Annotated in this window: 22 protein-coding genes; 14 read left to right on the plus strand and 8 right to left on the minus strand. The window is 75.5% G+C overall.

Features of this window, described 5'->3' with window-relative positions; all coding sequences use genetic code 11:
- Positions 1–18 precede the first annotated feature (18 nt).
- From FXF68_RS27795 to hpnH, 10 genes are all read left to right on the plus strand, one after another.
- Positions 19–303 (plus strand): DUF1905 domain-containing protein, encoded by a 285-nt coding sequence (locus tag FXF68_RS27795; RefSeq protein ID WP_148764232.1) that lies wholly within the window; start codon positions 19–21, stop codon positions 301–303.
- Between the two features lie 56 nt (positions 304–359).
- Positions 360–1,019: a HEAT repeat domain-containing protein gene (locus FXF68_RS27800; protein WP_148764234.1), complete on the plus strand. Its 660-nt coding sequence runs from the start codon at positions 360–362 to the stop codon at positions 1,017–1,019.
- A 3-nt stretch (positions 1,020–1,022) separates the two neighbouring features.
- On the plus strand, positions 1,023–2,036 hold the full coding sequence (locus FXF68_RS27805) for a MerR family transcriptional regulator (RefSeq protein ID WP_148764236.1): 1,014 nt from the start codon (positions 1,023–1,025) through the stop codon (positions 2,034–2,036).
- Between the two features lie 176 nt (positions 2,037–2,212).
- Positions 2,213–3,127 (plus strand): aminoglycoside phosphotransferase family protein, encoded by a 915-nt coding sequence (locus FXF68_RS27810; protein WP_148764238.1) that lies wholly within the window; start codon positions 2,213–2,215, stop codon positions 3,125–3,127.
- A gap of 144 nt (positions 3,128–3,271) precedes the next feature.
- On the plus strand, positions 3,272–4,135 hold the full coding sequence (gene hpnC, locus FXF68_RS27815; RefSeq protein ID WP_148764240.1) for a squalene synthase HpnC: 864 nt from the start codon (positions 3,272–3,274) through the stop codon (positions 4,133–4,135).
- The gene (hpnD, locus tag FXF68_RS27820) at positions 4,132–5,049 is read left to right on the plus strand and encodes a presqualene diphosphate synthase HpnD (RefSeq protein WP_148764242.1); all 918 of its coding nucleotides are present in this window, start codon (positions 4,132–4,134) and stop codon (positions 5,047–5,049) included. The genes hpnC and hpnD overlap by 4 nt, the downstream gene beginning before the upstream one ends.
- Positions 5,046–6,401, plus strand: a complete 1,356-nt coding sequence (hpnE, locus tag FXF68_RS27825) for a hydroxysqualene dehydroxylase HpnE (RefSeq protein ID WP_246178977.1) — start codon at positions 5,046–5,048, stop codon at positions 6,399–6,401. Before hpnD ends, hpnE begins: the two co-directional genes overlap by 4 nt.
- Positions 6,398–7,408, plus strand: coding sequence for a polyprenyl synthetase family protein (locus tag FXF68_RS27830; protein ID WP_148764244.1), 1,011 nt, complete (start codon positions 6,398–6,400; stop codon positions 7,406–7,408). The genes hpnE and FXF68_RS27830 overlap by 4 nt, the downstream gene beginning before the upstream one ends.
- Positions 7,409–9,301 (plus strand): squalene--hopene cyclase, encoded by a 1,893-nt coding sequence (shc, locus tag FXF68_RS27835; RefSeq protein WP_148764246.1) that lies wholly within the window; start codon positions 7,409–7,411, stop codon positions 9,299–9,301.
- 3 nt (positions 9,302–9,304) lie between these two features.
- Complete coding sequence (gene hpnH / locus FXF68_RS27840; RefSeq protein WP_148352398.1) at positions 9,305–10,309, plus strand: adenosyl-hopene transferase HpnH; 1,005 nt, start codon at positions 9,305–9,307, stop codon at positions 10,307–10,309.
- Between the two features lie 21 nt (positions 10,310–10,330).
- Here the strand turns inward: hpnH and FXF68_RS27845 are convergent, their stop codons facing one another.
- The gene (locus FXF68_RS27845; RefSeq protein WP_148764248.1) at positions 10,331–12,316 is read right to left on the minus strand and encodes a bifunctional phosphatase PAP2/O-acyltransferase family protein; all 1,986 of its coding nucleotides are present in this window, start codon (positions 12,314–12,316) and stop codon (positions 10,331–10,333) included.
- A 225-nt stretch (positions 12,317–12,541) separates the two neighbouring features.
- On the opposite strand from FXF68_RS27845, the gene FXF68_RS27850 reads away from it, so the two are divergent.
- Both FXF68_RS27850 and FXF68_RS27855 read left to right on the plus strand, forming a co-directional pair.
- Positions 12,542–13,261: a PadR family transcriptional regulator gene (locus tag FXF68_RS27850; RefSeq protein ID WP_148764250.1), complete on the plus strand. Its 720-nt coding sequence runs from the start codon at positions 12,542–12,544 to the stop codon at positions 13,259–13,261.
- 2 nt (positions 13,262–13,263) lie between these two features.
- Positions 13,264–13,746 (plus strand): DUF1707 SHOCT-like domain-containing protein, encoded by a 483-nt coding sequence (locus FXF68_RS27855; protein ID WP_148764252.1) that lies wholly within the window; start codon positions 13,264–13,266, stop codon positions 13,744–13,746.
- 23 nt (positions 13,747–13,769) lie between these two features.
- On the opposite strand, the gene FXF68_RS27860 is transcribed toward FXF68_RS27855, so the two are convergent.
- Positions 13,770–14,414, minus strand: coding sequence for a response regulator (locus FXF68_RS27860; protein ID WP_148764254.1), 645 nt, complete (start codon positions 14,412–14,414; stop codon positions 13,770–13,772).
- Between the two features lie 58 nt (positions 14,415–14,472).
- A complete protein-coding gene (locus FXF68_RS27865) occupies positions 14,473–15,783 on the minus strand; it encodes a sensor histidine kinase (protein WP_222870118.1) in 1,311 nt (436 codons plus the stop codon).
- Positions 15,784–15,912: 129 nt separating this feature from the next.
- On the opposite strand from FXF68_RS27865, the gene FXF68_RS27870 reads away from it, so the two are divergent.
- The gene (locus FXF68_RS27870) at positions 15,913–18,456 is read left to right on the plus strand and encodes an FtsX-like permease family protein (protein WP_148764256.1); all 2,544 of its coding nucleotides are present in this window, start codon (positions 15,913–15,915) and stop codon (positions 18,454–18,456) included.
- Between the two features lie 35 nt (positions 18,457–18,491).
- Here FXF68_RS27870 and FXF68_RS27875 read toward each other — a convergent pair whose 3' ends face one another.
- Positions 18,492–19,418 carry a LysR family transcriptional regulator gene (locus FXF68_RS27875; protein ID WP_246178978.1) on the minus strand — a complete coding sequence of 309 codons (927 nt, stop codon included), beginning with the start codon at positions 19,416–19,418 and terminating at the stop codon, positions 18,492–18,494.
- A 73-nt stretch (positions 19,419–19,491) separates the two neighbouring features.
- Between FXF68_RS27875 and FXF68_RS42600 the strand changes: the two genes are divergently transcribed.
- The gene (locus FXF68_RS42600; protein ID WP_187438140.1) at positions 19,492–19,662 is read left to right on the plus strand and encodes a hypothetical protein; all 171 of its coding nucleotides are present in this window, start codon (positions 19,492–19,494) and stop codon (positions 19,660–19,662) included.
- On the opposite strand, the gene FXF68_RS27880 is transcribed toward FXF68_RS42600, so the two are convergent.
- From FXF68_RS27880 to edd, 4 genes are all read right to left on the minus strand, one after another.
- Positions 19,643–20,032, minus strand: coding sequence for a PPOX class F420-dependent oxidoreductase (locus tag FXF68_RS27880; RefSeq protein WP_148764258.1), 390 nt, complete (start codon positions 20,030–20,032; stop codon positions 19,643–19,645). The genes FXF68_RS42600 and FXF68_RS27880 overlap by 20 nt on opposite strands.
- Positions 20,033–20,097: 65 nt before the next feature.
- Positions 20,098–20,724: a bifunctional 4-hydroxy-2-oxoglutarate aldolase/2-dehydro-3-deoxy-phosphogluconate aldolase gene (gene eda / locus FXF68_RS27885; protein ID WP_148764260.1), complete on the minus strand. Its 627-nt coding sequence runs from the start codon at positions 20,722–20,724 to the stop codon at positions 20,098–20,100.
- On the minus strand, positions 20,721–21,791 hold the full coding sequence (glk, locus tag FXF68_RS27890; RefSeq protein ID WP_148764262.1) for a glucokinase: 1,071 nt from the start codon (positions 21,789–21,791) through the stop codon (positions 20,721–20,723). Before glk ends, eda begins: the two co-directional genes overlap by 4 nt.
- Positions 21,788–23,599: a phosphogluconate dehydratase gene (gene edd, locus FXF68_RS27895; protein WP_148764264.1), complete on the minus strand. Its 1,812-nt coding sequence runs from the start codon at positions 23,597–23,599 to the stop codon at positions 21,788–21,790. The genes glk and edd overlap by 4 nt, the downstream gene beginning before the upstream one ends.
- Positions 23,600–23,676: the final 77 nt, after the last annotated feature.

The following is a 23,676-nucleotide window of genomic DNA, read 5'->3' on the forward strand; positions in this document are numbered from 1 at the left end:
CCGAGGAAGGGACGCGAAATGACGAAGCAGCACGCGCTCGACAAGAAGTTCACGGCGACCTTGCGGAAGAGCCCCGCCAAAGGCGGCTGGACCTATGTGATCTGGCCCGAGTCGGCGGAGTTCTTCCAGACGCGGGGCCTCGTCAAGGTCAAGGGGACGATCGACGGCCACCCGTTCCAGGGATCGTTCATGGCGCTCGGCGACGGCAACCACAAACTGGCCGTGAAGGCGGAGCTCCGCCAGGCCCTCGGCAAGGGCGAGGGCGACGACGTCACCGTTCACCTGACAGAACGCCTCGGGTAGGACCGCTTGACCTTGACACAGTGGCAAGGGCTTCACTGTGCCGAGGAGGTGGTCCGATGAGCGGGCAGGACGTGGGGCGGGCTCTCCGGGCCCTGGAGAGCGACGACCCGCAGGTGCGGTTGAAGGCGGCAATGGCGGTCGGCACGCACCCGGACGCGGGCTTCGTCGGCAAGCTGATCGAGAGGTCGGAGGTCGAGCCCGAGTTCTTCGTGCGCGAGATACTCACGTGGGCGCTCACCCGCCATCCGCCGTCGCTGACGCTGCCGGGGCTCATCGAGGAACTCGGCTCGGGGAGCGCACAAGCGCGGAGCCAGGCGCTGCACACGTTGTCCAAGATCGGCGACCGGCGGGCCTGGCCCGCGATCACCCGGGCGCTGCTCACCGACGCCGACGCCGAGGTGGCGCGGAGCGCGTGGCGGGCGGCGGTCGCGCTCGTGCCCGAGGGCGCGGAACCCGAGCTGGCCGAGGTTCTGGCGACGCAGCTCGGACGCGGCGGGCGCGAGACGCGGCTCAGCCTCAGCCGGGCGCTGATCGCGCTCGGCGAGGCGATCCTCCCCGTCCTGAGCGCGGCGGCGACGCATCCCGACCCGGCCGTGCGCCGGCACGCGATTGCGACGGAGCGTCTGTGGCATGACCCCGATGCCGGGTTCGAGATGGCGGTCGAGGAGGCGAAGCGCGTCGTGGCCCTCGGCACGGCGGGGCGGGAGGGCGGATAGGCGGTGCTGATCGGTGAGGTGGCGCGGCGGTCCGGGGTGAGCGCCCGCATGCTCAGGCACTACGAGTCGCTCGGGCTGGTGCGGCCGACCGGGCGCACCGAGGCGGGCTACCGGGAGTACTCCAGCGAGGACATCCGCCGGATCTTCCACATCGAGAGCCTGCGCTCGCTGGGGCTGTCGCTGCGCGAGGTCGGGTCCGCGCTGGACGATCCCGGCTTCACGCCCTCGGCGCTCGTCGACGACCTCGTCCGCCGGACGCGGGAGCGCATCGCGAGCGAGACGGAACTGCTCACCCGGCTCCAGCGGATCGGCGCCGCCGACCCCGCCGACTGGGCGGACGTCCTGCAGACCGTCGCGCTCCTCCACGCCCTGGGCTCGGAGAGCGCCGGGACGCGCCAGCGCGCCGCCCTGTCCTCGGCCGACGAGACCCCGATGCCGGTGGACGCCCTGGTCGAGGCGGTGCTGAGCGAGACGGACACGAACGTCGCCGGGGCCCTGCGATGGGCGCTCGCGCGGTCGGGCGACGCCGGGCTGCCGCTGCTCGCGGAGGGCCTCGGCTCGCCGGTCGCCGGGGTGCGGGAGCGCGCCGTCCGGGCCGTCGCCGAGATCCCGGGCGGCGCGGCGGCGGCGCTGCTGCGGGACGCGCTCGCGAGCCCCGACCTCGCGGTCCGCAGGCGCGCGGCCCTGGCGCTCGGCGCGCGCGGGGCCCTCGGCGGGGACGGCGCCGCCGACGCGGTGACGACGCTCGTCGACATGGTCGTCGAGGAGGTGAACGACGTCGAGGCGGCGGACGCGCTGGGCGTCCTGGCCGGTGATCCCGCGCTGACCGAGCAGGTCGCCGCCGGGCTCGTCGACCGCCTCGGCGCCGCCGGGCCGTCCGCGCGGCGGCGGCTGACGGAGGCGCTCGCGGACGTCCCGGGCGGCACCACGACCCGCGCCCTCGCGGAGCTGGCGCGGGACGACGACCGGGCCGTCGCGCTCACCGCCGCCTACATCCTCAGCCGCCGCGAAGCCTGATCCGGCGGTCACCAGCGCTGGCGGGACTCCTCGGCCCAGCCGGTCAGGCCGTCGAGCGCGATCCAGGTCCCGTCGTCGGCGCGGGCGCGCCCGGTGAACTCGCCGAGTCGACCGGGGCGGTGATCCCGGTCTCGCGCATCACCCGAGACCGACCGGCGGATGGCAGAGTGGGCTCCATGATCGTTCCCCCTCCCGTCCTGGTCCGGAACGCGCTCGGCGCGTGGGGCGCGGACGGCCGCCGCTGGCTGGACGACCTGCCCCGGACCGCCGCCGCCGTCGCCCGCGACTGGGACCTGCGCGTCGGCGAGCCCTTCGCGCTGAGCTACCACTGGGTCGCGGAGGCCACCACGAACGACGGCGCCCCGGCGGTCCTCAAGCTGGGCCCGACCGGGCCGGGCCACCTCGCGCACGAGGCGGCGGCGCTCGGGATCTTCGGCGGGCGCGGCGCGGTCCGGCTGCTCGCGCACGACGCGGAGCGGGGCGCGCTGCTGCTGGAACGCGCCACGCCGGGGACGCTCGCGCGCGACCTCGTCCCGCATCGGGACGAGGAGGCCACCGCCGCCGTCGTCGAGGTGATCCGCCGCCTGCACCGGAAGCCGCCCCCCGACTGCGCCCTCCCCGACCTGGCGGAGACGGAGGGCGCGTCGTTCGCCGGGCACCTGGACCGCTTCCACGGCGACGACCCGCTCCCCCGGCACCTGGTCGAGCGGGCGGCGGGCCTCCTCGCCGAGCTGAGCGCGGACGGCGAGCGGGTCGTCCTGCACGGCGACCTGCACCACGACAACGTGCTGCGGGCCGAGCGCGAGCCGTGGCTCGCCATCGACCCGCACGGCTACGTCGGCGACCCCGGCTACGACACGGGCGCGCTCCTCTACAACCCCGACCCCGGCGACCGCGGCGCGGAGAAGCTCAGGCTGCTCCCGGCCCGGATCGAGCAGCTCGCGGACGGCCTCGGCATGCCGAGGGAGCGGGTCGAGGCGTGGGGGTTCGTCGTGTCCGTCCTGTCCGAGGTGTGGACGACCGAGGACGGCGGCGCCCCGGACGGCGGTCCGCTCGCCGTCGCGTTCCACCTTCTCCCCCGGCTGACCTGAGGAAACGTCCCGGGACGACCGGGCGAAGGTCAACCCCCGGGGCGGCGCGGACTCTGGAACGGTCCGGCCCGGGCAAGCGGCGTTTCAAGAAGTCCATACCTGGGCCAGAGTTTCTTTAGTGCCGGTCCGGACGATCTTCTGGGGGTGATCATTGAATCGCCCTGGAGCTTCGACGAGCACGACGCCGCGCTCGACCGGCTGGCGGCCCGGGAGAACTTCCCGGTCGCGGCGCGGCTGCTCCCCGCACGGCACCGGGCCGGGCTGCGCGCCCTCTACGGGTTCGCGCGGCTCGTCGACGACATCGGCGACGAGGCGCCGCCGGAGCAGCGCGCGAAACTGCTCGGCCTCGTGGACGACGACCTCGACCGGGTGTACGACGGCGGGACGCCGGCCCTGCCGCAGCTCCGCCGGCTGGCGCCGGTGGTGCGGGCGCACGCGATCCCGGCGGACCCGTTCCGCGACCTGATCCGCGCCAACCGGCAGGACCAGGCCGTCCACCGGTACGAGACGTTCGAGGACCTGATCGGGTACTGCGCCCTGTCGGCCGCCCCGGTCGGGCGCGTCGTGCTGCGCCTGTTCGGCGCCGACCGGCCGGGCCTCGTGGCGGCGTCCGACGACGTGTGCGCCGCGTTACAGATCATCGAGCACTGCCAGGACGTCGGCGAGGACCACCGGGCCGGGCGGATCTACCTGCCCGCCGAGGACCTGCGCCGGTTCGGCTGCGCGGAGGACGACCTCGGCCGCGCGGTGACGCCGACGCGGCTGCGCGGCGTCCTCGCGCTGGAGGCGCGCCGCGCCCGCGACCTGCTGACCGGCGGGTCCGCGCCGCTGGCGGCGGGGCTGACCGGCTGGGCCCGGGTCGCCGTCGCGGGCTACGTGGCCGGGGGGCACGCGGCGCTGGACGCGCTGGAGCGCGGCCGCTACGACGTCCTCGCGCGCCGGCTCCGGCCCCGCCGGGCCGGACTCCTCGCCGGATGGGCACGGGGGTTGGGAAGGGGATGGCGATGACGGTTTCGGAGGTCCGCACGGGCGCCGACGGGGTCCAGGACGCCTATCGGCACTGCGAGCGGGTGGTCCGCGAGGAGGCCCGCAACTTCTCCTACGGGATCCGGCTGATGCCGGGCCCGAAGCGGCGGGCGATGAGCGCGGTCTACGCGTTCGCCCGCGGCGTCGACGACATCGGGGACGGCCCCGAGCCCGCGTGCGTCCGGCTCGACCTGCTGGACCGGTCGCGGCGGCGCCTCGCGACCGTCCAGGACGTGCTGCGCTCCCGCGCGGACGCCCGGGCGCTGGAGGGCCACCCGGTGCTGATCGCGCTCGCGGACGCGGCGGCCCGCCACCCGATCCCGCTGGAGGCGTTCGACGAGCTGATCGACGGCTGCGAGGACGACGTCCGCGGCGCCGACTACAAGACGTTCGACGACCTGCTGCGCTACTGCCAGCGCGTCGCCGGGACGGTCGGCCGCCTCTCGCTCGGCGTGTTCGGCTCGGACGGCAGGCAGCGCGCGGAGGGCCTCGCCGACTCGCTCGGCGTCGCGCTCCAGCTCACCAACATCCTGCGCGACCTGCGCGAGGACCGGCTCGCCGGGCGGATCTACCTGCCCGCCGAGGACCTGGAGCGGTTCGGCTGCACGCTCGCCCTGGACTCCTCCGGCCGGTTCGCCGACCCGCCCCGGCGGCTGGACGAGCTGGTCGCCTACCAGGCCGACCGGGCGCGGGCCTGGTACGCGGAGGGAATGCGGCTGCTGCCGCTGCTCGACCGGCGCAGCGCCGCCTGCACGGCGGCGATGGCGGGCATCTACCGGCGGCTGCTGGAGAACATCGCGGCCCGCCCGTCGGCCGCGCTGAACACCCGGCTGTCGCTGCCGACGTGGCAGAAGGCCGTGGTGGCGGCGCGCGCGATGTCGGGGGTGGAGCGGTGAGCGTCGTGGTCGTCGGCGGCGGCCTCGCCGGGATCAGCGCGGCCGTCGCGCTCCAGGAGTCCGGCGTGCCGGTCACGCTGGTGGAGTCGCGGCCGTGGCTCGGCGGCGCCACCCACTCGTTCGCGCGCGGCGACCTGCGCGTCGACAACGGGCAGCACGTGTTCCTGCGGTGCTGCACCGCCTACCAGGGACTGCTGCGCAGGCTGCGCGCCGAGCACCTCGTGGACGTGCAGGACCGGTTCGACGTCCCGGTGCTGCGCCCCGGAACGGAGCCGGGACGGCTCCGCCGCTCCAACCTGCCGAGCCCGCTGCATCTCCTGCCCGCCCTCGCCCGGTACGCGCCGCTGCCGGTCGCCGACCGGGCGCGGGCCGTCCGCGCGGCGGCGGCGCTGCGGCGGCTCGACCCGGACGACCCTGAGCTCGACGGCGTCGCGGCCGGGACGTGGCTCGCCGGGCGCGGCCAGCGGGCCTGGGCCCGGCAGGCATTGTGGGGGCTGTTCCTCACGTCCGCGCTGAACGCCGAGGTGGACGACGCCGCGCTCGGCCTGTCGGCGATGGTGTGCCGGCGGGCGCTGTTCGGCCGTCCGGACGCCGCCGACATCGGCGTGCCGCTCGTCCCGCTGGACGAGCTGCACGGCGGGCCCGCGCTGCGCCGCATCGCCGAGATGGGCGGGACGGTCCGGCTCAAGGCGAAGGTCGAGGCCGTCACGACCGACCCGAAGGTCGTCGTGGACGGCGTCCCGATGGCCGCCGACGCGGTGGTGATGGCGGTGCCGCACGAGGCGGCGGCGCGGCTGCTGCCCGCGCAGGCGCTGCCCGACCCGCTGCGCTGGGACGAGCTGGACGCCAGCCCGATCGTGAACGTCCACGTCGTCTACGACCGCAAGGTGCTGCACGGCCCGGCCCTCGGCGGGGCCCGCGTCCCCCGGCACGCCCCGTTCGCCGCCGCCGTCGGCTCGCCCGTGCAGTGGGTGTTCGACCGGACGGCCGTGAGCGGCCTGCGCTCCGGCCAGTACCTCGCGGTGTCGCTGTCGGCGGCGGACCGCTGGATCGACATGCCCGCCGCCGAGCTGCGCGCCCGGTTCCTGCCGGAGCTGCGGCGGCTGCTGCCCGCCGCGCGGGACGCCGGCGTCCGGGAGGTGTTCGTCACGCGGGAGCGGCGGGCGACGTTCCGGCAGCGTCCCGGCTCCGCCGCGGCCCGGCCCGGCGCGGCGACGCGGGCGCCTGGACTGTTCCTCGCCGGCGCGTGGACCGACACGGGCTGGCCAGACACGATGGAGGGAGCAGTGCGCAGCGGCCTCACCGCCGCGCGGCTGGTCCGTCGCCACCTGGAAGGGGTGAGGGACCGATGACAGCCGTTCCGGTCTCGATGACCGATGTCCGCGAGCTGGTCGACGGGGCGCTGCGCGCCGCCGTCGGGCGGCTCGATCCGCGCACCTACCGCGTCGCCGCCTACCACCTCGGCTGGGCCGACGAGGAGGGGCACCCGCGCGACGCGCCCGCCGGGAAGGCGCTGCGCCCCGCGCTGGCGCTGCTGTCCGCGCGGGCCGCGCTGGCGCCGCCGGAGAGCGGGCTGCCCGGCGCGGTCGCGGTCGAGCTGGTGCACGCGTTCTCGCTGCTGCACGACGACATCATGGACCGCGACCGGACGCGGCGGCACCGTCCCGCCGCGTGGACGGTGTTCGGCGAGCCGTCCGCGATCCTCGCCGGGGACGCGCTGCTCGCGCTCGCCCTGGAGGTGCTGCTCGAAGCGCCCGGCCAGGGCTCCTCGCGGGCGGCGCGGTCGGTGGCGGTGACGACCCGGCGGCTCATCGCGGGCCAGTCCCTCGACATGGACTTCGAGACGCGCCGGCAGATCGGCGTGGACGAGTGCCTCACGATGTCGTCCGACAAGACGGCCGCGCTGATCGCCTGCTCCTGCTCGATCGGGGCCGTCCTGGACGGCGCGTCCGAGCCGCTGGCGGACGCGCTGGAGGCGTTCGGCGCCGACCTCGGCATCGCGTTCCAGCTCGTCGACGACCTGCTCGGCCTGTGGGGCGACCCGGCGGCGACGGGCAAGCCCGCGCTGTCGGACGTCCGGTCCCGCAAGATGTCGCTGCCGGTCGTCGCGGCGCTGAACGCGGACGGGCCGGAGGCGAAGCGGCTCGCCAAGCTGTACGCGCAGCCGGAGCGGACCGAGGACGAGCTCGCCGCGATCCCGCCGCTGGTCGAGGCGGCGGGCGGGCGGGCGTGGGCGGAGCTGGAGGCCGAGCGCCGGATCCAGCGGGCCGCCGAGCACCTCGTCACGGCGCGGCTGCCGGACGCCGTCCGCGCCGAGTTCCTGCACATCGCCGACTTCATCACCCGCCGGGACCACTGAATGACAGCCACCCAGCAGACACCCCAGCCGACGGACGCCACGGAGCCCCGCACGGCGGCGGACGCGCTGGACGCCGCCCGCGAGCACCTGCTGCTCCTCCAGTCCCCGCGGGGCTGGTGGAAGGGCGAGCTCCAGACCAACGTCACGATGGACGCCGAGGACATGCTGCTCCGCGAGTTCCTCGGCATCCGCACCGACGACGACACCCGTGAGGCGGCCCGCTGGATCAGGTCGCAGCAGGGCGCGGACGGCTCCTGGGCCAACTTCCACGACGGCCCGCCCGACCTGTCGACGACGGTCGAGGCGTACGTGGCGCTGCGGCTCGCGGGCGACCCGCCGGACGCCGACCACATGCTCCGCGCCGCCGCGCACGTCCGCGGCGCGGGCGGGATCCCGGCGACGCGCGTGTTCACCCGGTTCTGGCTGGCGATGTTCGGCCGCTGGCCCTGGGACGAGCTGCCCGTCGTGCCACCCGAGATGATCTTCCTGCCGCGCTGGTTCCCGCTGAACGTGTACGACTTCGCGTGCTGGGCGCGGCAGACGATCGTGCCGCTGACGGTGGTGGCGGCGCTGCGTCCCGTCCGGCCGCTGCCGTTCGCGCTGGACGAGCTGTACCCCGGCTCCGACGCGCCGCGCCCGCGCGACCGGGTCCGGCCCGGCTGGGACATGGCGTTCCACACCCTCGACCGGGCGCTGCACGTGTACGAGCGCCGCCCGGTGAAGGGCCTGCGGCGGGCCGCGCTGCGCCGCGCCGCCGAGTGGATCGTCGCGCGGCAGGAGCGCGACGGCTCCTGGGGCGGCATCCAGCCGCCGTGGGTGTACTCGCTCATCGCGCTGAACCTGCTCGGCTACGGCGTCGACCATCCCGTCGTCCAGCGCGGGCTCGACGGCCTCGAACGGTTCACGATCAGGGACGACAAGGGCCGCCGCCTCGAAGCGTGCCAGTCGCCCGTGTGGGACACCGTCCTCGCGATGACCGCGCTGTCCGACGCGGGCCTGCCCGCCGGGCACCCGGCGCTGGAGCGGGCCGCGGGCTGGGTGATCGGCGAGGAGGTCAGGGGGCCCGGCGACTGGTCGGTGCGGCGTCCCGGCCTGCCGCCCGGCGGGTGGGCGTTCGAGTTCGACAACGACGTGTACCCCGACGTCGACGACACCGCCGAGGCGGTGATCGCGCTGAACCGCGTCCGGCATCCGCTGGCCGAGCCCGCGATCGAGCGGGGCGTGCGCTGGATGGCCGGGATGGCGTCGAAGGACGGCGGGTTCGCCGCGTTCGACGCCGACAACACCCGCGCATTGTGCCGCAGGCTGCCGTTTTGCGACTTCGGCGAGGTGATCGACCCGCCGTCCGCGGACGTCACCGCGCACGTCGTGGAGGCGATGGCGCACCGCGGCATGGCCGACTCGCTGCTCGTCAAGCGGGCCGTCGTGTGGCTGCTCAAGGCGCAAGAGCCGGACGGCTCGTGGTTCGGCCGGTGGGGCGCCAACCACGTGTACGGGACGGGCAGCGTCGTTCCCGCGCTGATCGCGGCAGGGGTGCGCCCCGACAAGCCGGCGATCAGGGACGCGGTCGGCTGGCTGGTACGCCACCAGCGCGACGACGGCGGCTGGGGCGAGGACCTGCGGTCCTACCGCGACCGGTCGTGGGTGGGGCACGGCGCGTCGACGGCGTCGCAGACGGCGTGGGCGCTGCTGGCGCTGCTCGCCGCCGGCGAGCGCGGGGAGGCCACCGAGCGCGGCGTCCGCTGGCTCGTCGACCGCCAGCGCCCGGACGGCACCTGGGACGAGGACCACTTCACCGGCACCGGGTTCCCCGGCTACTTCTACATCAACTACCACCTGTACCGCCTGGTGTTCCCCCTCAGCGCGCTGGGCCGCTACCTGAAGGGGTCGTGAGAGATGGCGATGCCACTGCGCCAGAGCCTCCGCATCGGCGGGTACGTGCTGCGCAACCGCCTGGCCGGGCGCAAGCGGTTCCCGCTGCTCGTAGAGCTGGAGCCGCTGTACGCCTGCAACCTGGCGTGCGCGGGCTGCGGCAAGATCCAGCACCCGGCGGACGTGCTCAAGCAGCGGATGCCGGTGGAGCAGGCCGTCGCCGCGATCCGCGAGTGCGGCGCGCCGATGGTGTCGATCGCGGGCGGCGAGCCGCTCATGCACCCGCGGATCGGGGAGCTGGTCGCCGAGCTGGTCAAGATGAAGCGGTACGTGTTCCTCTGCACGAACGCGGCGCTCATCCCGAAGAAGATCGACATGTTCGAGCCGTCGCGGTACTTCGCGTGGGCCGTCCACCTGGACGGGCTGCGCGAGCGGCACGACGCGTCCGTCTGCAAGGACGGCGTGTTCGACCAGGCCGTCGCGGCGATCAGGACGTGCCGCGAGCGCGGCTTCCGGGTGACGACGAACACGACCGTGTTCAACACCGACACCCCGAAGACCGTGATCGACGTGCTCGACTTCCTCAACGACGACCTGCGCGTCGACCAGATGATGATCTCGCCCGCGTACGCCTACGAGAAGGCGCCCGACCAGGAGCACTTCCTCGGCGTCCAGGAGACGCGGGAGCTGTTCCGCAAGGCGTTCGCGGACGGCCGCCGCAAGAAGTGGCGGTTCAACCACTCGCCCCTGTTCCTGGACTTCCTGGAGGGGAAGGTCGACTTCCCCTGCACGGCGTGGGCGATCCCGTCGTACTCGCTGAAGGGCTGGCAGCGTCCCTGCTACCTGATGGAGGACGGCTACACCGCCACTTACCAGGAGCTTCTCGACACCACCGACTGGGACTCCTACGGCCGCGGGCGCGACGACCGCTGCGCCAACTGCATGGCGCACTGCGGCTACGAGCCCACCGCCGTGTTCGCGACGATGGGCTCGCTCAAGGAGTCGCTGCGCGCCGTCCGCAGCCTCTGACCGCTCTCCGGTCACCGCGGGTCACTCGGGTTCGTCCCTCAACTCTTCGATGATGTCTCGGACGGCGTCCATCAGCGCGTCGGCGTCGTCGGTGAGGCCCGGGTCGAGCGAGAGGCCGAAGCACAGGTCGCGGTCGACGCCGAGGCCCGCGATGGCCAGCGGCGCGCCGGGCGCCAGCGGGACGATCGGGAACACGGCCGTGAGCGGCGCGCCCGCCAGCCAGAGCTGCTTGTCCGGTCCGGGGAGGCTCGACACCGTCCCCTGGAGGAACCGGCCGCTGTAGGACATGCGGGCGAAGCGGGCGTGCAGCGGGGCGGGCATGATCCGTCCGGCCTGCCACATCACGAACCAGGCGGCCTGCGCGCGGGTGCCGGAGCGCAGCACCCGGCCGCGCTCCGCGATCAGCGCGAGCCGGTCGGGCTCGGCCATCTTCCCGATCGGGAGGTCGACCATGACGGCGGTGGTGTGGTTGCCGACCATCGCGCTGCCCGGCGGCCGCATCATCAGCGGGACGGCGACGCGGCACGTTCCCGGCCTGCCGTCCTCCTCGCTGACGACCCGGTTCAGCGCGCCCGCGACCGCGCACAGCACGACGTCGGTGACGCGGGCGCCGTAGCGGCGGCCGACGTCCCGCACGGTCTTCAGCGGGAGCTGCATGGTGCCGAAGCGGCGGTCGGACGTCCCGCTCGCGGGCAGCGGCTCCGGCCTCGTGACGGCCGTGGCGAGCTGCCCGAGCCCGACCACGGTCGCGAGCGCCTTCTGGAACGGCTTGCGCGGGAACTTCGCGCCGAGGTTGTCGGGCGGCGGCTCCATCAGGTACATCGCCTGGGCGACGATCCCGACGCCGTCTGCGACGACGTGGTGCATCAGGTAGACGACGGCCGTGCGTCCGGGCTCGGCGCCATGCACGACGACCATCCGCCACGGCGGGCGGTCGAGCGGCAGCGCCTCGGACTGGATCTCGGCGACCAGCGCGCGCAGCCCGGCCATGCCGTCGACGTCCCGCTCGGGGACGTGCCACTCCCAGTCGACCGGGTCGTGGTCGGCCCAGACGGGACGGCGCCAGCGCCCCCGGCGGACGAGCCGCTGCCGGAACCGGGGCAGCCCGTCCAGCCGCTCCTGGATCACGCGGACGAGGTCTTCGCGGTGGACGGGCCCCCGCTCGGTGTCCAGCATGATCACGCCGCCGGCCTGCTGCGGCGCGGCGGGCGTCTCGACGGCGAGGAAGAACGCGTCCGGGCCCTGGACGCGGGCGGACGGCGCGCGCCCGATGCGGTCGGCCGCGTACACGGCGGCGGCGACGAACGGGACGGCGGCGGCCGCGTCCAGGATGTAGTGGTTCGCGGTCGCGAGGATCACGTACAGCGTGACGAGGACGTGCGCCGCGTTCACCACCTGCACCCAGCGGCGCGCGTGCACCCGGGCCAGCTCGACGCCGACCCACAGCGTCCAGCCCATGTGCAGGGACGGGACGGCCGCGAACTTGTCGGCATGCTCGACCATCGGCGAGCCCCACGACCCCCACGTCCTGCCGAGCAGGACCGTGTCGACGAATCCGAGGTCGGGCATCAGGCGCGGCGGCATGACCGGGTACAGCGCGAAGCAGGTCAGCCCGCCGAGGTTGAGCAGGATGAACCCGTTGCGGGCCGTCCGGTACCGCTCGGGATGGCGGAGGAACAGCCACACCAGCAGCGCCAGCGCGCTCGCGATGTAGGTGATCGCGTACTCGTAGTTCGCGAGGACGCGCAGCACCGACCGGTCGGCGAGCCACCCGTTGAGCGCGGGCTCGACGTCCAGGCGCAGGGACTTCTCCAGATGGAAGATCGCCTCGCCGTGGGCCCGCGCCGCCGCCGTCCTGCCCTGCTCGGGGAGCCGCGTGACCAACGCGTACAGCGAGAACAGCAGCAATCCCGCGAGCAGCTCCCGGCGGACGCGGAGCGGGCGGCGCGCCGCGTCCACCGGGGCGGGCACCGCGTCGCGCGCGGTCACCGCTTCGTGTGTGCCCATGGCCCTCCCTTTACCGCTGTTACCCAGGATTGCTGGCGATCAGACGGCGATGACGGGATTTATGGATCATGCCCGGCTCCGGCGCGCGGCCCCGGACCCGGCTACCAGCAAAGCATCCGGCAGGGACGGTCCGCGGGGAACCATCTGGCGCGACAGTACGTCTTCGATATATCGTTGTCGTATCGCGAGAGCTCATAGAGAGATCTCAGAAGGCAGGTGGAGAACATGGGGCACATGCACGGCCGGGGCCCCTGGCGCGACTTCCCGTTCGGCGCCCTGTTCGGCGGCGGACCCGGCGCCCACGGGCCCGGCGGGCCCGGTCCCGGCGGACCGTGGGGGCCGTCGTCGTTCGGCTTCGGGCCGCGTCCGCCATGGGCGCGGGGGCGCGGCGGCCCGTGGGGGCGCGGCGCCAAGGCGCGCAAGGGCAACGTGCGGGCGGCGATCCTCGTCCTGCTCGCCGAGGAGCCGCGCAACGGCTACCAGATCATCCAGGAGATCAACGAGCGCAGCGACGGGGCCTGGAAGCCCAGTCCGGGCGCGGTCTACCCGGCGCTCCAGCAGCTCGCGGACGAGGGCCTCATCGCGGGCGAGGAGTCCGGCGGGCGCCGCTCGTTCCACCTCACCGACGAGGGCCGCGCCCACGTCGAGGAGAACGCCGACCGGCTGGCCGAGCCGTGGGCGGAGATGACGCCCGAGTTCGGCGAGGGGGTCCCCGAGCTGTTCAAGCAGGCCGCGCAGACGGGGGCCGCGGTGATGCAGATCGTCCACTCCGGCTCCGCCGAGCAGGTCGAGCAGGCGCGGGTCGTCCTTTCCGGGGCGCGCCGCGACCTCTACCGCATCCTCGCCGACGACGCGCCCGGCGACGCCGACGGCGAAGGCGGGAACGACGGCGGGGCCGACGGCGACGCCGGGCCGACCGCCGCTGGGCCGAGCACCGGGGAGTGACCATGGCACGCCAGGATGAGATCCGGATCGGGGACGCCGAACGCGACGCGGTCACGCTCGCCCTGCACGACCACTTCGCCGCGGGACGCCTCGACCGCGCCGAACTCGACGAGCGGCTCGACGCCGTGCTGTCCGCCCGGACGCGCGGCGACCTGCGGGCGCTCGTCCGCGATCTGCCGTCCCCCACCGGCCTGCCCGATCCCGGACCGGCGCCCGCCGTGTCGTGGGAGCAGGGCGCGGCGGTGATGTTCGGCGGGCCGGGGCACCCCGCGTGGAAGCGCCATCACCGGCACCTGTCCCGGCGCCACCGGCACGGGCCGCACTTCCCGGTGTTCCCGCTGATGCTCGGGGTGTTCCTGGTGCTCGCCCTCACGGTCGGGCCGGGTACCGGGGTCCTCGCCGTCCTGCAGATCGCGCTGGTGGTCTGGGTGGTGAAGGCGGTCATGCTGGCGTTCGGGACGCGGCGGTCGCGGCACCGCGCGTGACCGCCGCGTCCCGTCCGACGGGCTCAGCGCAGGCCGGCGTCCCGGGCGAGGAGGCCGGCCTGCGTCCGGTTGGCGCAGCCCAGCTTGTCGAGGAGGCGGGAGACGTGGCCCTTCACGGTGGCCTCGCTGAGGTGGAGGCGGCCCGCGATCTGCGCGTTGGACAGCCCCTCGCCGAGGCAGCCGAGTACTTCGGTCTCGCGTCCCGTGAGGCCGCCGAGGAGGTCGCGGGTCCGGGCGCGGCCGTCCGCGCGGGCGCCCGCCGTGCCGAGCAGCCGCGTCGTCGCGGCGGCGGACAGCACCGTGTGCCCGTCGGCGGCGACCCGGACGAGCTTCACGAGGTCCTCCGGCGGCGTCGACTTCAGCAGGAACCCCGCCGCGCCCGCGCGCAGGGCCCGGATGACGTACTCGTCCGCGTCGAAGGTGGTCAGCGCGACCACGACGGGCGGGGAGCGCAGCGCGGCGACGCGCTCGATGGCGGCGAGGCCGTCCACGCCCGGCATGCGCAGGTCCATCAGCACCACGTGCGGCCGGTGCCGGACGACCGCCTCGACGCCCGCCGCCCCGTCGTGCGCCTCCCCGACCACCTCGACGTCGTCGGCCGCGCCGAGGATCGTGCGCAGGTGCGCGCAGACCATGGGCTCGTCGTCCACGAGCAGAACCGTGATCACGGCGTCCCACCTCGCTGAGCCCTGGGAGGACGGCGCCGTGATCCTCGCTTCGCCGCGGTCACGGCGCTCCCACCGGCAGGTAGGCGGGCAGGGACGCCTCGACGCGGAAGCCCTCCTGGTCGGGGCCTGCCTCGAACGTCCCGCCGATGAGCTCGACGCGCTCGCGGAGCCCGGCGAGGCCCGTCCCGGAGCCGCTGGCGGCTAGGTCGGCGTCCGGCTCGCCAGACGGCGCCGTGTTCCGCACGGTAAGCGTCACCCCGTCGGTGCGGTAGCGGACGTCCACCCGGACGGCCGCGCCCGGCGCGTGCTTGCGCGCGTTGGTGAGCGCCTCCTGGACGACCCGGTACGCGGTGCGTCCCACGGCGGGCGACGTCGAGGGCGGCTCGCCGTGCTCGGCCAGCTCGACCGGGACGCCGACCGACGCCGACTCCGCGACCAGCGCGGACAGGTCCGGCAGCGGGCCGTGCGCGGCGGCGGGAGGCGCGCCGGGGCCGCGCCGCAGCAGGCCGATGACGTCGCGCAGCTCGTCGAGCGCCTGGCACCCGGCGCCGCGCAGCTCCTCGGCCGCCGCGCGGGTCCGCTCGTCCGGGGCCCGGACGCGCAGCGCGCCCGCCTGCAGCACCATGAGCGTCACCCGGTGCGCGACGACGTCGTGCATCTCGGCGGCGAGCCGAGCGCGCTCCTCCGCGCGGGCCCGCTCGGCGAGCAGGTGCCGCTCCCGCTCGGCGCGCTCGGCCCGCTCGGTGAGGCCCTGCACGACGCGGCGGCGCGCCGCCGCGTACATGCCGAGCAGGGCGGCGCCCAAGACGACGGCGACGCTGCGGAACACGAGGGCGTTCACGGTGCCGGTCTCGGCGGCGGCGAACCGCCGCATCGCCGCGTCGGGGAGGACGTCGTCCAGGCAGCCGATCGGGACGAGCAGCGCCGCGACCGGCAGCCCGCGGACCCAGACGGGCCGCCCGCCCTCGCGCGGGAACGCCATCGCCGCGTAGGCCGCGAGCGGCGCGGTCGGCGGCCACCACACGGCGGCGCTGAGCGAGTGGTCGGCGTGGACGCGCAGCAGCGTGCCGGGCGCGGCCATCTCGGTGAGCCAGTAGAGCGCGGCGAGGCCCGCGGTGAGCCAGGCGACCGTCATCGGGGCGCGGCGGCGGAACGCCAGCGCCAGCGCGGGGACCAGCATCAGGGCGAGGGACGCGCCGCCGTGCCAGCGGACGACGGAGCCCGGCGCGGTGACCGTCCACCAGGTCAGGTAGGCCCCGGCGAACACGACGGCGGCGTCGGCCACCAGGTCGCGGGGACGGCCGTCCGGACGGAGCCACGCGGGGAGCCGCACGGGAAGCCACGCGAGGACGGGACGCGGCGATCGCATGACCACACCGTACGCACCCGTCCCCGCGCGGGCACCCCTACGAAAGTCGCGTCCGGGGGCCGTTCGTCGTGGGCGGACGCGACGTTCCGCGCTGCCGCCGCCCGGCCCGCGCGGGCTGGAATCGGCGGCATGATGCTGAAGCTCGTCCTGCGCGGCCTGGCCGCGCACCGCGCCCGGCTGCTGCTGTCCGGCGTCGCGGTGGTCGCCGGGGTCGCGTTCGTCGCCGGCACGCTGATCTTCTCCGCCACGCTGGACCGCTCGTTCGACCGGGCCTTCGACGACCTCGGCCGCGGCACGGACGTGATCGTCCGGGCGCACCGGGCGTTCGAGCCGGGGCTCGGCGAGCGGGCGGCGGAGCGCCCCGTCCCGGCGGCGGTGCTGGACGCCGTCCGGCGGGCGGACGGCGTCGCCAAGGCGCACGGGGTCGTCACCGGGTTCGCCGCCGTCGTCGACCGGCGCGGGACGATCGCGGGCGCGGAGCCGCAGACCGGCGTCGCCTGGGACGGCGACCCCGACCTGTCGCTGCCGCGCCTCACGGCCGGGACGCCGCCCGCCGCCCCCGACGAGGTCGCCGTGGACGTCACCACCGCCCGCGCGGCCGGGTACCGGATCGGCGACCGGGTCGCGGTCGCGCTGGCGTCCGGGACGCGGACGTTCCGGCTCACCGGCCTGTTCGAGGTCGGCGACTCGGCGCTGAGCGACCAGCTCTCGATGACCGCGTTCGCGCCGGACGTCGCGGGGCGCCTGCTGTCCGACCACCCGGGGACGTACGCGCGGATCGTCGTCCACGCGGACGGCGGCGTCCCGCAGGAGCGGGTTCGCGACGCGGTCGCGGCGACGCTCCCGCCCGGTTTCGAGGCGATCACCGGGCGGCAGGCGATCGCCGAGCAGTCCGACTCCTTCAAGGACATCCTCAAGGTGCTACGGACGTTCCTGCTGGCCTTCGCCGTGATCGCGGTGTTCGTCGGGTCGTTCATCATCTTCAACACGTTCGCGATGCTGGTCGGCGGCCGGGTGCGGGAGCTGGCGCTGCTGCGCGCGGTCGGCGCGTCGCGCGGGCAGGTGACGCGGTCGGTGCTCGGCGAGGCGGCCGGGGTCGGGCTGGCCGGGTCGACGCTCGGCCTCGCGGCGGGTGCGGGCGTCGCGGCCGGGCTGGCGCGGCTGACGTCCCTCCTCACCGGCGGGGAGCCGCTGCCGTTCGGGCCGCCGACGGTGCCTCCGTCCGCCGTCGTCGCCTCGTACGCGGTGGGGACGCTCGTCACGCTGGCCGCCGCCGCCGTCCCGGCGCGCCGCGCGGCGCGGGTGCCGCCGGTCGCCGCCCTCCGCGAGGGGGCGGTCGCGCCCCGCCCGCTGCGCACCCGGACGCTCGCGGGCGCGGCCGTGCTCGCGGCGGGCGGCGGCCTGATCGCGGCCGGGCTCGGCGCGCACGACAAGGCCGCGCTGACCCTCGCGGGGGCGGGGTCACTGACCGTGTTCGCCGGGACGATCGTCGTCTCGCCGGTGCTGAGCCGTCCGGCCGTCCGGGCGCTGGCCTGGCCGGTCGCGCGGTTCGGCGGGAGCACGGGCCGGCTCGGCGGGCGGAACGCGCTGCGCGACCCGCGCCGGACGGCGGCGACGGCGTCCGCGCTGACGATCGGCCTCGCGCTGATCGCGGCGGTGTCGGTGCTCCTCCAGTCGATGGCGGCGTCGGCGGACCGCCAGCTCGCCGCCGGGCTCACCGCCGACTACCAGGTCACCGGGCGGAGCCAGATCACGCCGATCCCGGCGGCGGCGACCGGCGCGGTGGCGGGGGTCGGCGGCGTGCGGGCGGCGATCCCGATCCGCACGGCCCGGCTCGACCTGGACGGCTCCGTGCAGACGGCGGCGGCGGGCGCGCCCGGCGAGCTGCTCGGCCACTTCCGCCTCCCGCTCCAGGAGGGCACGCGCGCCCCGAGCACGGACGAACTGCTCGTCGGCCGCAGCGTCGCGAAGGCCCAGGGCTGGCGCGTCGGGACGACGATCCCCGGCCGGTACCAGGACGGGACGAGACGCGCCTTCCGCGTCGCGGGCGTGTACGGGGACCGCCCGTCCGTGACGCCGTCCGCGCCCAGCATGATCATCGGCTGGGACGGCTACCGCGCGCACGACCCCGACGCCCCGATCGACCGCGTCGAGATCGACGGCGCGGGCGCCGACCGGGCCGCCCTGGAGCGGGCGCTCGCCCCCTGGCCGAACCTGGAGGTGAAGGACCGCGCCCAGGTCAGGGCCGACGCCGCCGGGCAGATCGACCTGTTCCTCGACCTCGTCCTCGGGCTGCTGGTGCTGTCGGTGCTCGTCGCCGCGCTCGGGATCGTCAACACGCTCGCGCTCGCCGTGTCGGAGCGGACGCGGGAGATCGGCATGCTCCGCGCCGTCGGGATGGGGCGCGGGCAGCTCCGCCGGATGATCCGGTACGAGGCGGTCGTCGTCTCGCTGTTCGGCGGGGTCCTCGGCGTCGGGACGGGGATCGTGCTGGGCGTCGTCCTGCAGCGGGCGCTGACCAGGGGCGACGGCGGCATGGAGGTGCTCGCCGTGCCCTACGCGCGGCTCGCCGCCTATGTCGCGGCGGCGGCCGTGCTCGGCGTCATCGCCGCCGTGTGGCCCGCCCGCCGGGCCGCCCGGATGGACGTCCTGCGCGCGATCGGGACGGAGTGAAAGCCGGGCGGGGTGACGGCCGGGCGGGGTGACGGTCAGGCGGCGACGAGCGTGCAGCGGTCCGGGACGGCGGCGCGCAGCGCGACCAGCCCGCGCGCGATCAGCGGGTTGGCCCGGCTGCCCCGCCGCACGCAGGTCAGCACGCGCCGCTTCGGGACGCCGTCCCCGGACAGCGGCACCCGGACCACCGGCTGGTCGGACGGCCCGGCGGCCAGCCGGGGCACGAGCGACACGCCGAGCCCGTTCGCGACCAGCGCCCAGATCACCGACCAGGTGGTGGCGTTGTGCGCGATCCGCGGCGTGAACCCGGCGGCCGCGCAGTACGTCATGACCTGCTGGTGGTGGGCGCACGCCTCCGGCTGGACGCTGATCCACGCCTCGCCGGCCGCGTCCTCCAGCCGGACGCCGGTCCGCCGCGCGAGGGGGTGCCCGGCCGGGACGATCAGGTCGAGCGCCTCCTCCAGCAGCGGCTCCCGGTCGAAGCGCGGGTCGCCGGGCGGGGGCGCGTCCGGGGTCGGCTCGATGACCGCGATGTCGGTCTCCCCGGCGGCGAGCAGGCCCATGGCCACGTCGGTGTCGCACTCGCGGACCTCGATGACGAGATCGGGGTCCGCGCGGTGGAGGGCGCCCGCGGCCGGGGCGATCAGCCCGCCGACGGCCGTCGTGAACCCGCACATGCGCAGCGGTCCGGTGACCCCGGCGCGGTGCGACTCCAGGTCGGCGAGGGCCTCCTCCCACTTGGCGAGCAGCCCGTCCGCGTGGACGATGAGCATCTGCGCCGCCGGGGTGAGCCGCACCTTGCGGCCCTGCGGTTCCAGCAGCGGCACCCGCAGCTCCCGCGCCAGCTCGCGCAGGTGGTGGGAGACCGCCGACGGGGTGAGGTGCATCGCCTCCGCCGCCGACGTGACCGTCCCGTACTGGTCGACTAGCCGGAGCATGTGCAGCCGCCGCAGATCAATCATGCAACCATTTTGCACGATCACATGAGGAAATCTGAAATGGACGGCAACGGTCGGGCGGTCGCAGACTGCTCATATGAGCGACCAGAACACGATCCTCTCCCGGCACCTGACCAGCGACGGCGTCGTCGTCTGGATCCGCTGCGCCTGCGGGCGGCTCCGGATGGACCTCGTCCCGAACGCGGGCGGGCGGCCCCTCACCGCCGGTCCCTGCCCGCACTGCGCCGTCAGTCCCGATCGAGCGTGACCTCGTAGTGGAGCGTCCGGTAGCGCTTCATCCGGTGGAACAGCGGCACCGCGAAGCCCTGGAGGAAGGGGTGCTTGCGCGCCAGCATCCCCCGGACCGGGCGCGCCTCCTCCTCGCTGAGCAGCCGGACGCGCCCCCGCGTCGCCCGGCCGATCACCTTCCCCCTGGTGGTGCTCGGCGCGATCTCCACCTCGGGGTTGCGCGCCAGCCGCTTCGCCTTGAACGCCTTGTCGTAGGTGCGGAAGTAGGCGTGCTCGCCGCGCACGACGATGCTGACGGGCGTGCCGACCGGCGTCCCGTCCCGGCGGTAGGACGTCAGCATGACGGCGCGCCGCTTCCGTAGGTCCTCGAGCGTCGATGTGGTGGTCATGCCCCTGAGACGCCGCCGGGGCCGCGATTTGTGACATGCCGGTTCGTGACGGGCGGTTCGGGACGTCAGGCCGGGCGGAGGGCGGCGGCCTCGGCGGCGAGGGCGCGGATGCGGTCCCAGTCGCCCGCGCGGACCGCGTCGGCCGGGGTGAGCCACGTCCCGCCGACGCATCCGACGTTGTCCAGGGCGAGGTACTCGGCGGCGTTCCGCGGCGTCACGCCGCCGGTCGGGCAGAACCTCGCGCGCGGCAGCGGCCCGGCGAGCGCCTTCAGGTACGCGGTCCCGCCCGCGGGCTCGGCGGGGAAGAACTTCATCGCGGTGACGCCGTCCTCCAGCAGGGCGATCGCCTCGGACCCGGTCGCGGCGCCCGGCAGGAACGGCAGCCGGGTCGCGAGCATCGCGGCGCGGAGCCGCTCCGTGCAACCGGGGCTGACGAGGAACCGGGCCCCGGCGGCGGCGGACCGCTCCGCGTCCTCGGGCCGGACGACCGTGCCCGCGCCGACCACCGCGTCCGGGACCTCGGCGGCGATCAGCGCGATCGCCTCCAGCGCCGCCGGGGTGCGCAGCGTCACCTCGACGGCGGGCAGCCCGCCGTCCAGCAGGGCGCGGGCGAGCGGGACGGCGGCGTCCGCGTCGTCCAGCACCACGACCGGGATCACGGGCGCGAGGTCGAACAGCTCATCGGCGATCATGCGGGCTCCAGGTCGGTCGGGTGCGGGTCGTTCGGACCCCGGTCGTTCGGGCTCCGGCTGTTCGGGCCCTGATCGTTCGGCCGCGCGTCGGCCGGATGCGGTTCGGGCACGCTCTGCGCGAGCCGGACGGCGGCCCCGGCGAGCGCCGGGCCCGGATGGACGATCAGCGAGGTCGGGATGCCGCGCATGTACTCCTCCACGGGTGGCTTCCCCTCGAAGCGCTCGCGGAACGCGCTGCCGCGGAGCACGTCCGCGATGCGCGGCAGGATCCCGCCGCCGAGGTAGACGCCGCCGCGGGCGCCGAGCGTGAGCGCGACGTTGCCGGCGAGCGAGCCGAGCAGCGCGCAGAACATGCCGAGGGCCTCGGCGCAGCGCGGGTCGTCGCGGCGCTCGGTGATCTGCTCGGCAGTGAGGGCGGGCGCGTCGGCGCCGTCGAGCGCGGCGAGGTAGCGGTGGATGCGGGCCAGGCCGGCCCCGGAGAGGAGGAATTCGGCGGTCGCCGTGCCCTTCTCCTCGCGGAGGAGCCGCGCGACGTCCAACTCCCGGCCGGTCGCGGCCGGGAGGTCGACCTGCCCGCCCTCACCGGCCAGCGGCACCCACCCGGACCGCGTCGGGACGAGCCCGGCGACGCCGAGCCCGGTGCCCGGCCCGAGGACGGCCTTCGGCGCGTCCGGGTTCGGGCTCCCGCCGCCGACGGCGACCAGGTCGCCCTCGCCCAGGCGCGGCAGGGCGAGGGCGAGCGCCTCGAAGTCGTTGAGGACGTCCAGGTACGGGACGCCGAGCCGGGCCCGCACCTCCTCCGGCGTCCCCTTGGGCCAGCCCGCGTTGGTGAGGTGGAACGTCCCGTCGGTGACCGGTCCGGCGACCGCGAGGCACGCGGCGGACGGCCGGACGTCCGGCGCGTACCGGGCGAGGTAGGCGGCGGCCGCCTCGGCGAGCCCGGCGTGCTCGCGGGTCGGCAGCGACCTGATCCGGTAGGGGGCGCCGTCCGGGCCGTCGACCAGCGCGAACCGGGCGTTCGTGCCGCCGACGTCCGCGATCAGCCAGGTGCCCCGCGGGCCGGTCACGCGAACACTCCCGCGCCGCGCTCCGCCGGGCCGACGGCGTGGCGGAACGCGCCGAACAGCTCGCGCCCGGTGCCCCAGGTCTCGGACGCGGTACCGGCGGCGGGTTCGCGGGCGGCGAACTCCTCGTCCGGGACGAGGACCTCCAGCACCCCCGCGTCCGCGTCGAGCCGGACGACGTCCCCGTCGCGGACGCGGGCGAGCGGCCCGCCCGCCGCCGCCTCCGGCGACACGTGGATCGCGGCCGGGACCGCCCCGGACGCGCCGGACATCCGGCCGTCCGTCACCAGCGCGACGCGATGCCCCCGATCCTGCAGGACGGACAGCGGCGGCGTCAGCCGGTGCAGCTCGGGCATCCCGTTGGCGCGCGGCCCCTGGTTGCGGACGACCGCCACGACGTCCCGGTCCAGCTCACCGGCGGCGAACGCGCGCTGGAGCAGTTCCTGCGAGTCGAACACGCGGGCCGGGGCCTCGATCGTCCGGTGCTCGGGACGCACCGCCGACACCTTGACGACGGCCCGGCCCAGGTTGCCGCGGACGGTGTGCAGGCCGCCGTGGCTGTCGAACGGCTCCGCGACCGGGCGCAGGACGTCCCGGTCGCCCGACTCCCCCGGCGCCGCCCGCCATTCGACCTTGCCGCCCGCGAACTCGGGCACCTTGCGGTAGGCGGCGAGGGTGGCGCCGCCGACCGTGCGGGCGTCCTCGTGCAGGAGCCCGGCGTCGATCAGCTCGCCGATGAGGAACGCCGTCCCGCCCGCCGCGTGGAAGTGGTTCACGTCGGCCGTCCCGTTCGGGTAGAGGCGGGTCAGCAGCGGCGTCACGGCGGACAGTTCGTCGAAGTCGTCCCAGGTCAGCTCGATGCCCGCGGCCGCCGCCATCGCGACGAGGTGCAGCGTGTGGTTCGTGGACCCGCCCGTGGCGAGCAGCGCGACGACGCCGTTGACGAACGCGCGCTCGTCCAGCAGCTCGCCGATCGGGGTGTACTCGTCGGCCAGGTTCGTGAGCTTCAGGACGCGGCGTCCGGCCGCCTCGGTCAGGGCCTCCCGCAGCTTCGTGTCCGGCGGGACGAAGCTCGCCCCCGGCAGGTGCAGGCCCATGACCTCCATGAGGAGCTGGTTGGAGTTGGCGGTCCCGTAGAAGGTGCAGGTGCCGGGCGAGTGGTAGGACGCGGCCTCCGCCGCGAGCAGCTGCTCGCGCCCGATCTCGCCCGCCGCGAACCGCTTGCGGACCTTCGCCTTCTCGCCGTTCGGCAGCCCGGACGCCATCGGCCCGGCGGGCACCAGGATCACCGGCAGGTGCCCGAACGACAGCGCCCCGATCACCAGCCCTGGGACGATCTTGTCGCACACGCCGAGCAGCAGCGCCCCGTCGAACATGTCGTGCGACAGCGCCACCGCCGTCGCCATCGCCACCACGTCCCGGCTGAACAGCGACAGCTCCATGCCCGCGCGGCCCTGCGTGATGCCGTCGCACATCGCGGGGACGCCGCCCGCGAACTGCGCCGTCCCGCCCGCCGCGCGGACCGCGCCCTTGAGGACGTCCGGGTAGTCCTTGAGCGGCTGGTGCGCGGACAGCATGTCGTTGTACGCCGACACGATCGCGATGTTGGGCGTGACGTCGCCGCGCAGCCACAGCTTGTCCTGGACGCCGCAGGCCGCGAAGCCGTGGGCGAGGTTCGCGCAGCCCATGCCGCCGCGCGCCGGGCCGTGCGTCCGGGCGTCCCGGATCCGGGCCAGGTAGGCGTCGCGCGTCCCGGCGCTCCGCTCGGCGACGCGCCGGGTCACTTCCGCCACCACGGGATGGACAGCCATAGGAACGCTCCAGACCAGGGGGTTCGCCTTCTCCGACTGGTCAAGCTACCGAGACATACGTAACGGACACAAGCCGA

Source organism: Actinomadura decatromicini (genome assembly GCF_008121305.1).
GTDB classification, from domain to species: Bacteria; Actinomycetota; Actinomycetes; order Streptosporangiales; family Streptosporangiaceae; genus Spirillospora; species Spirillospora syzygii.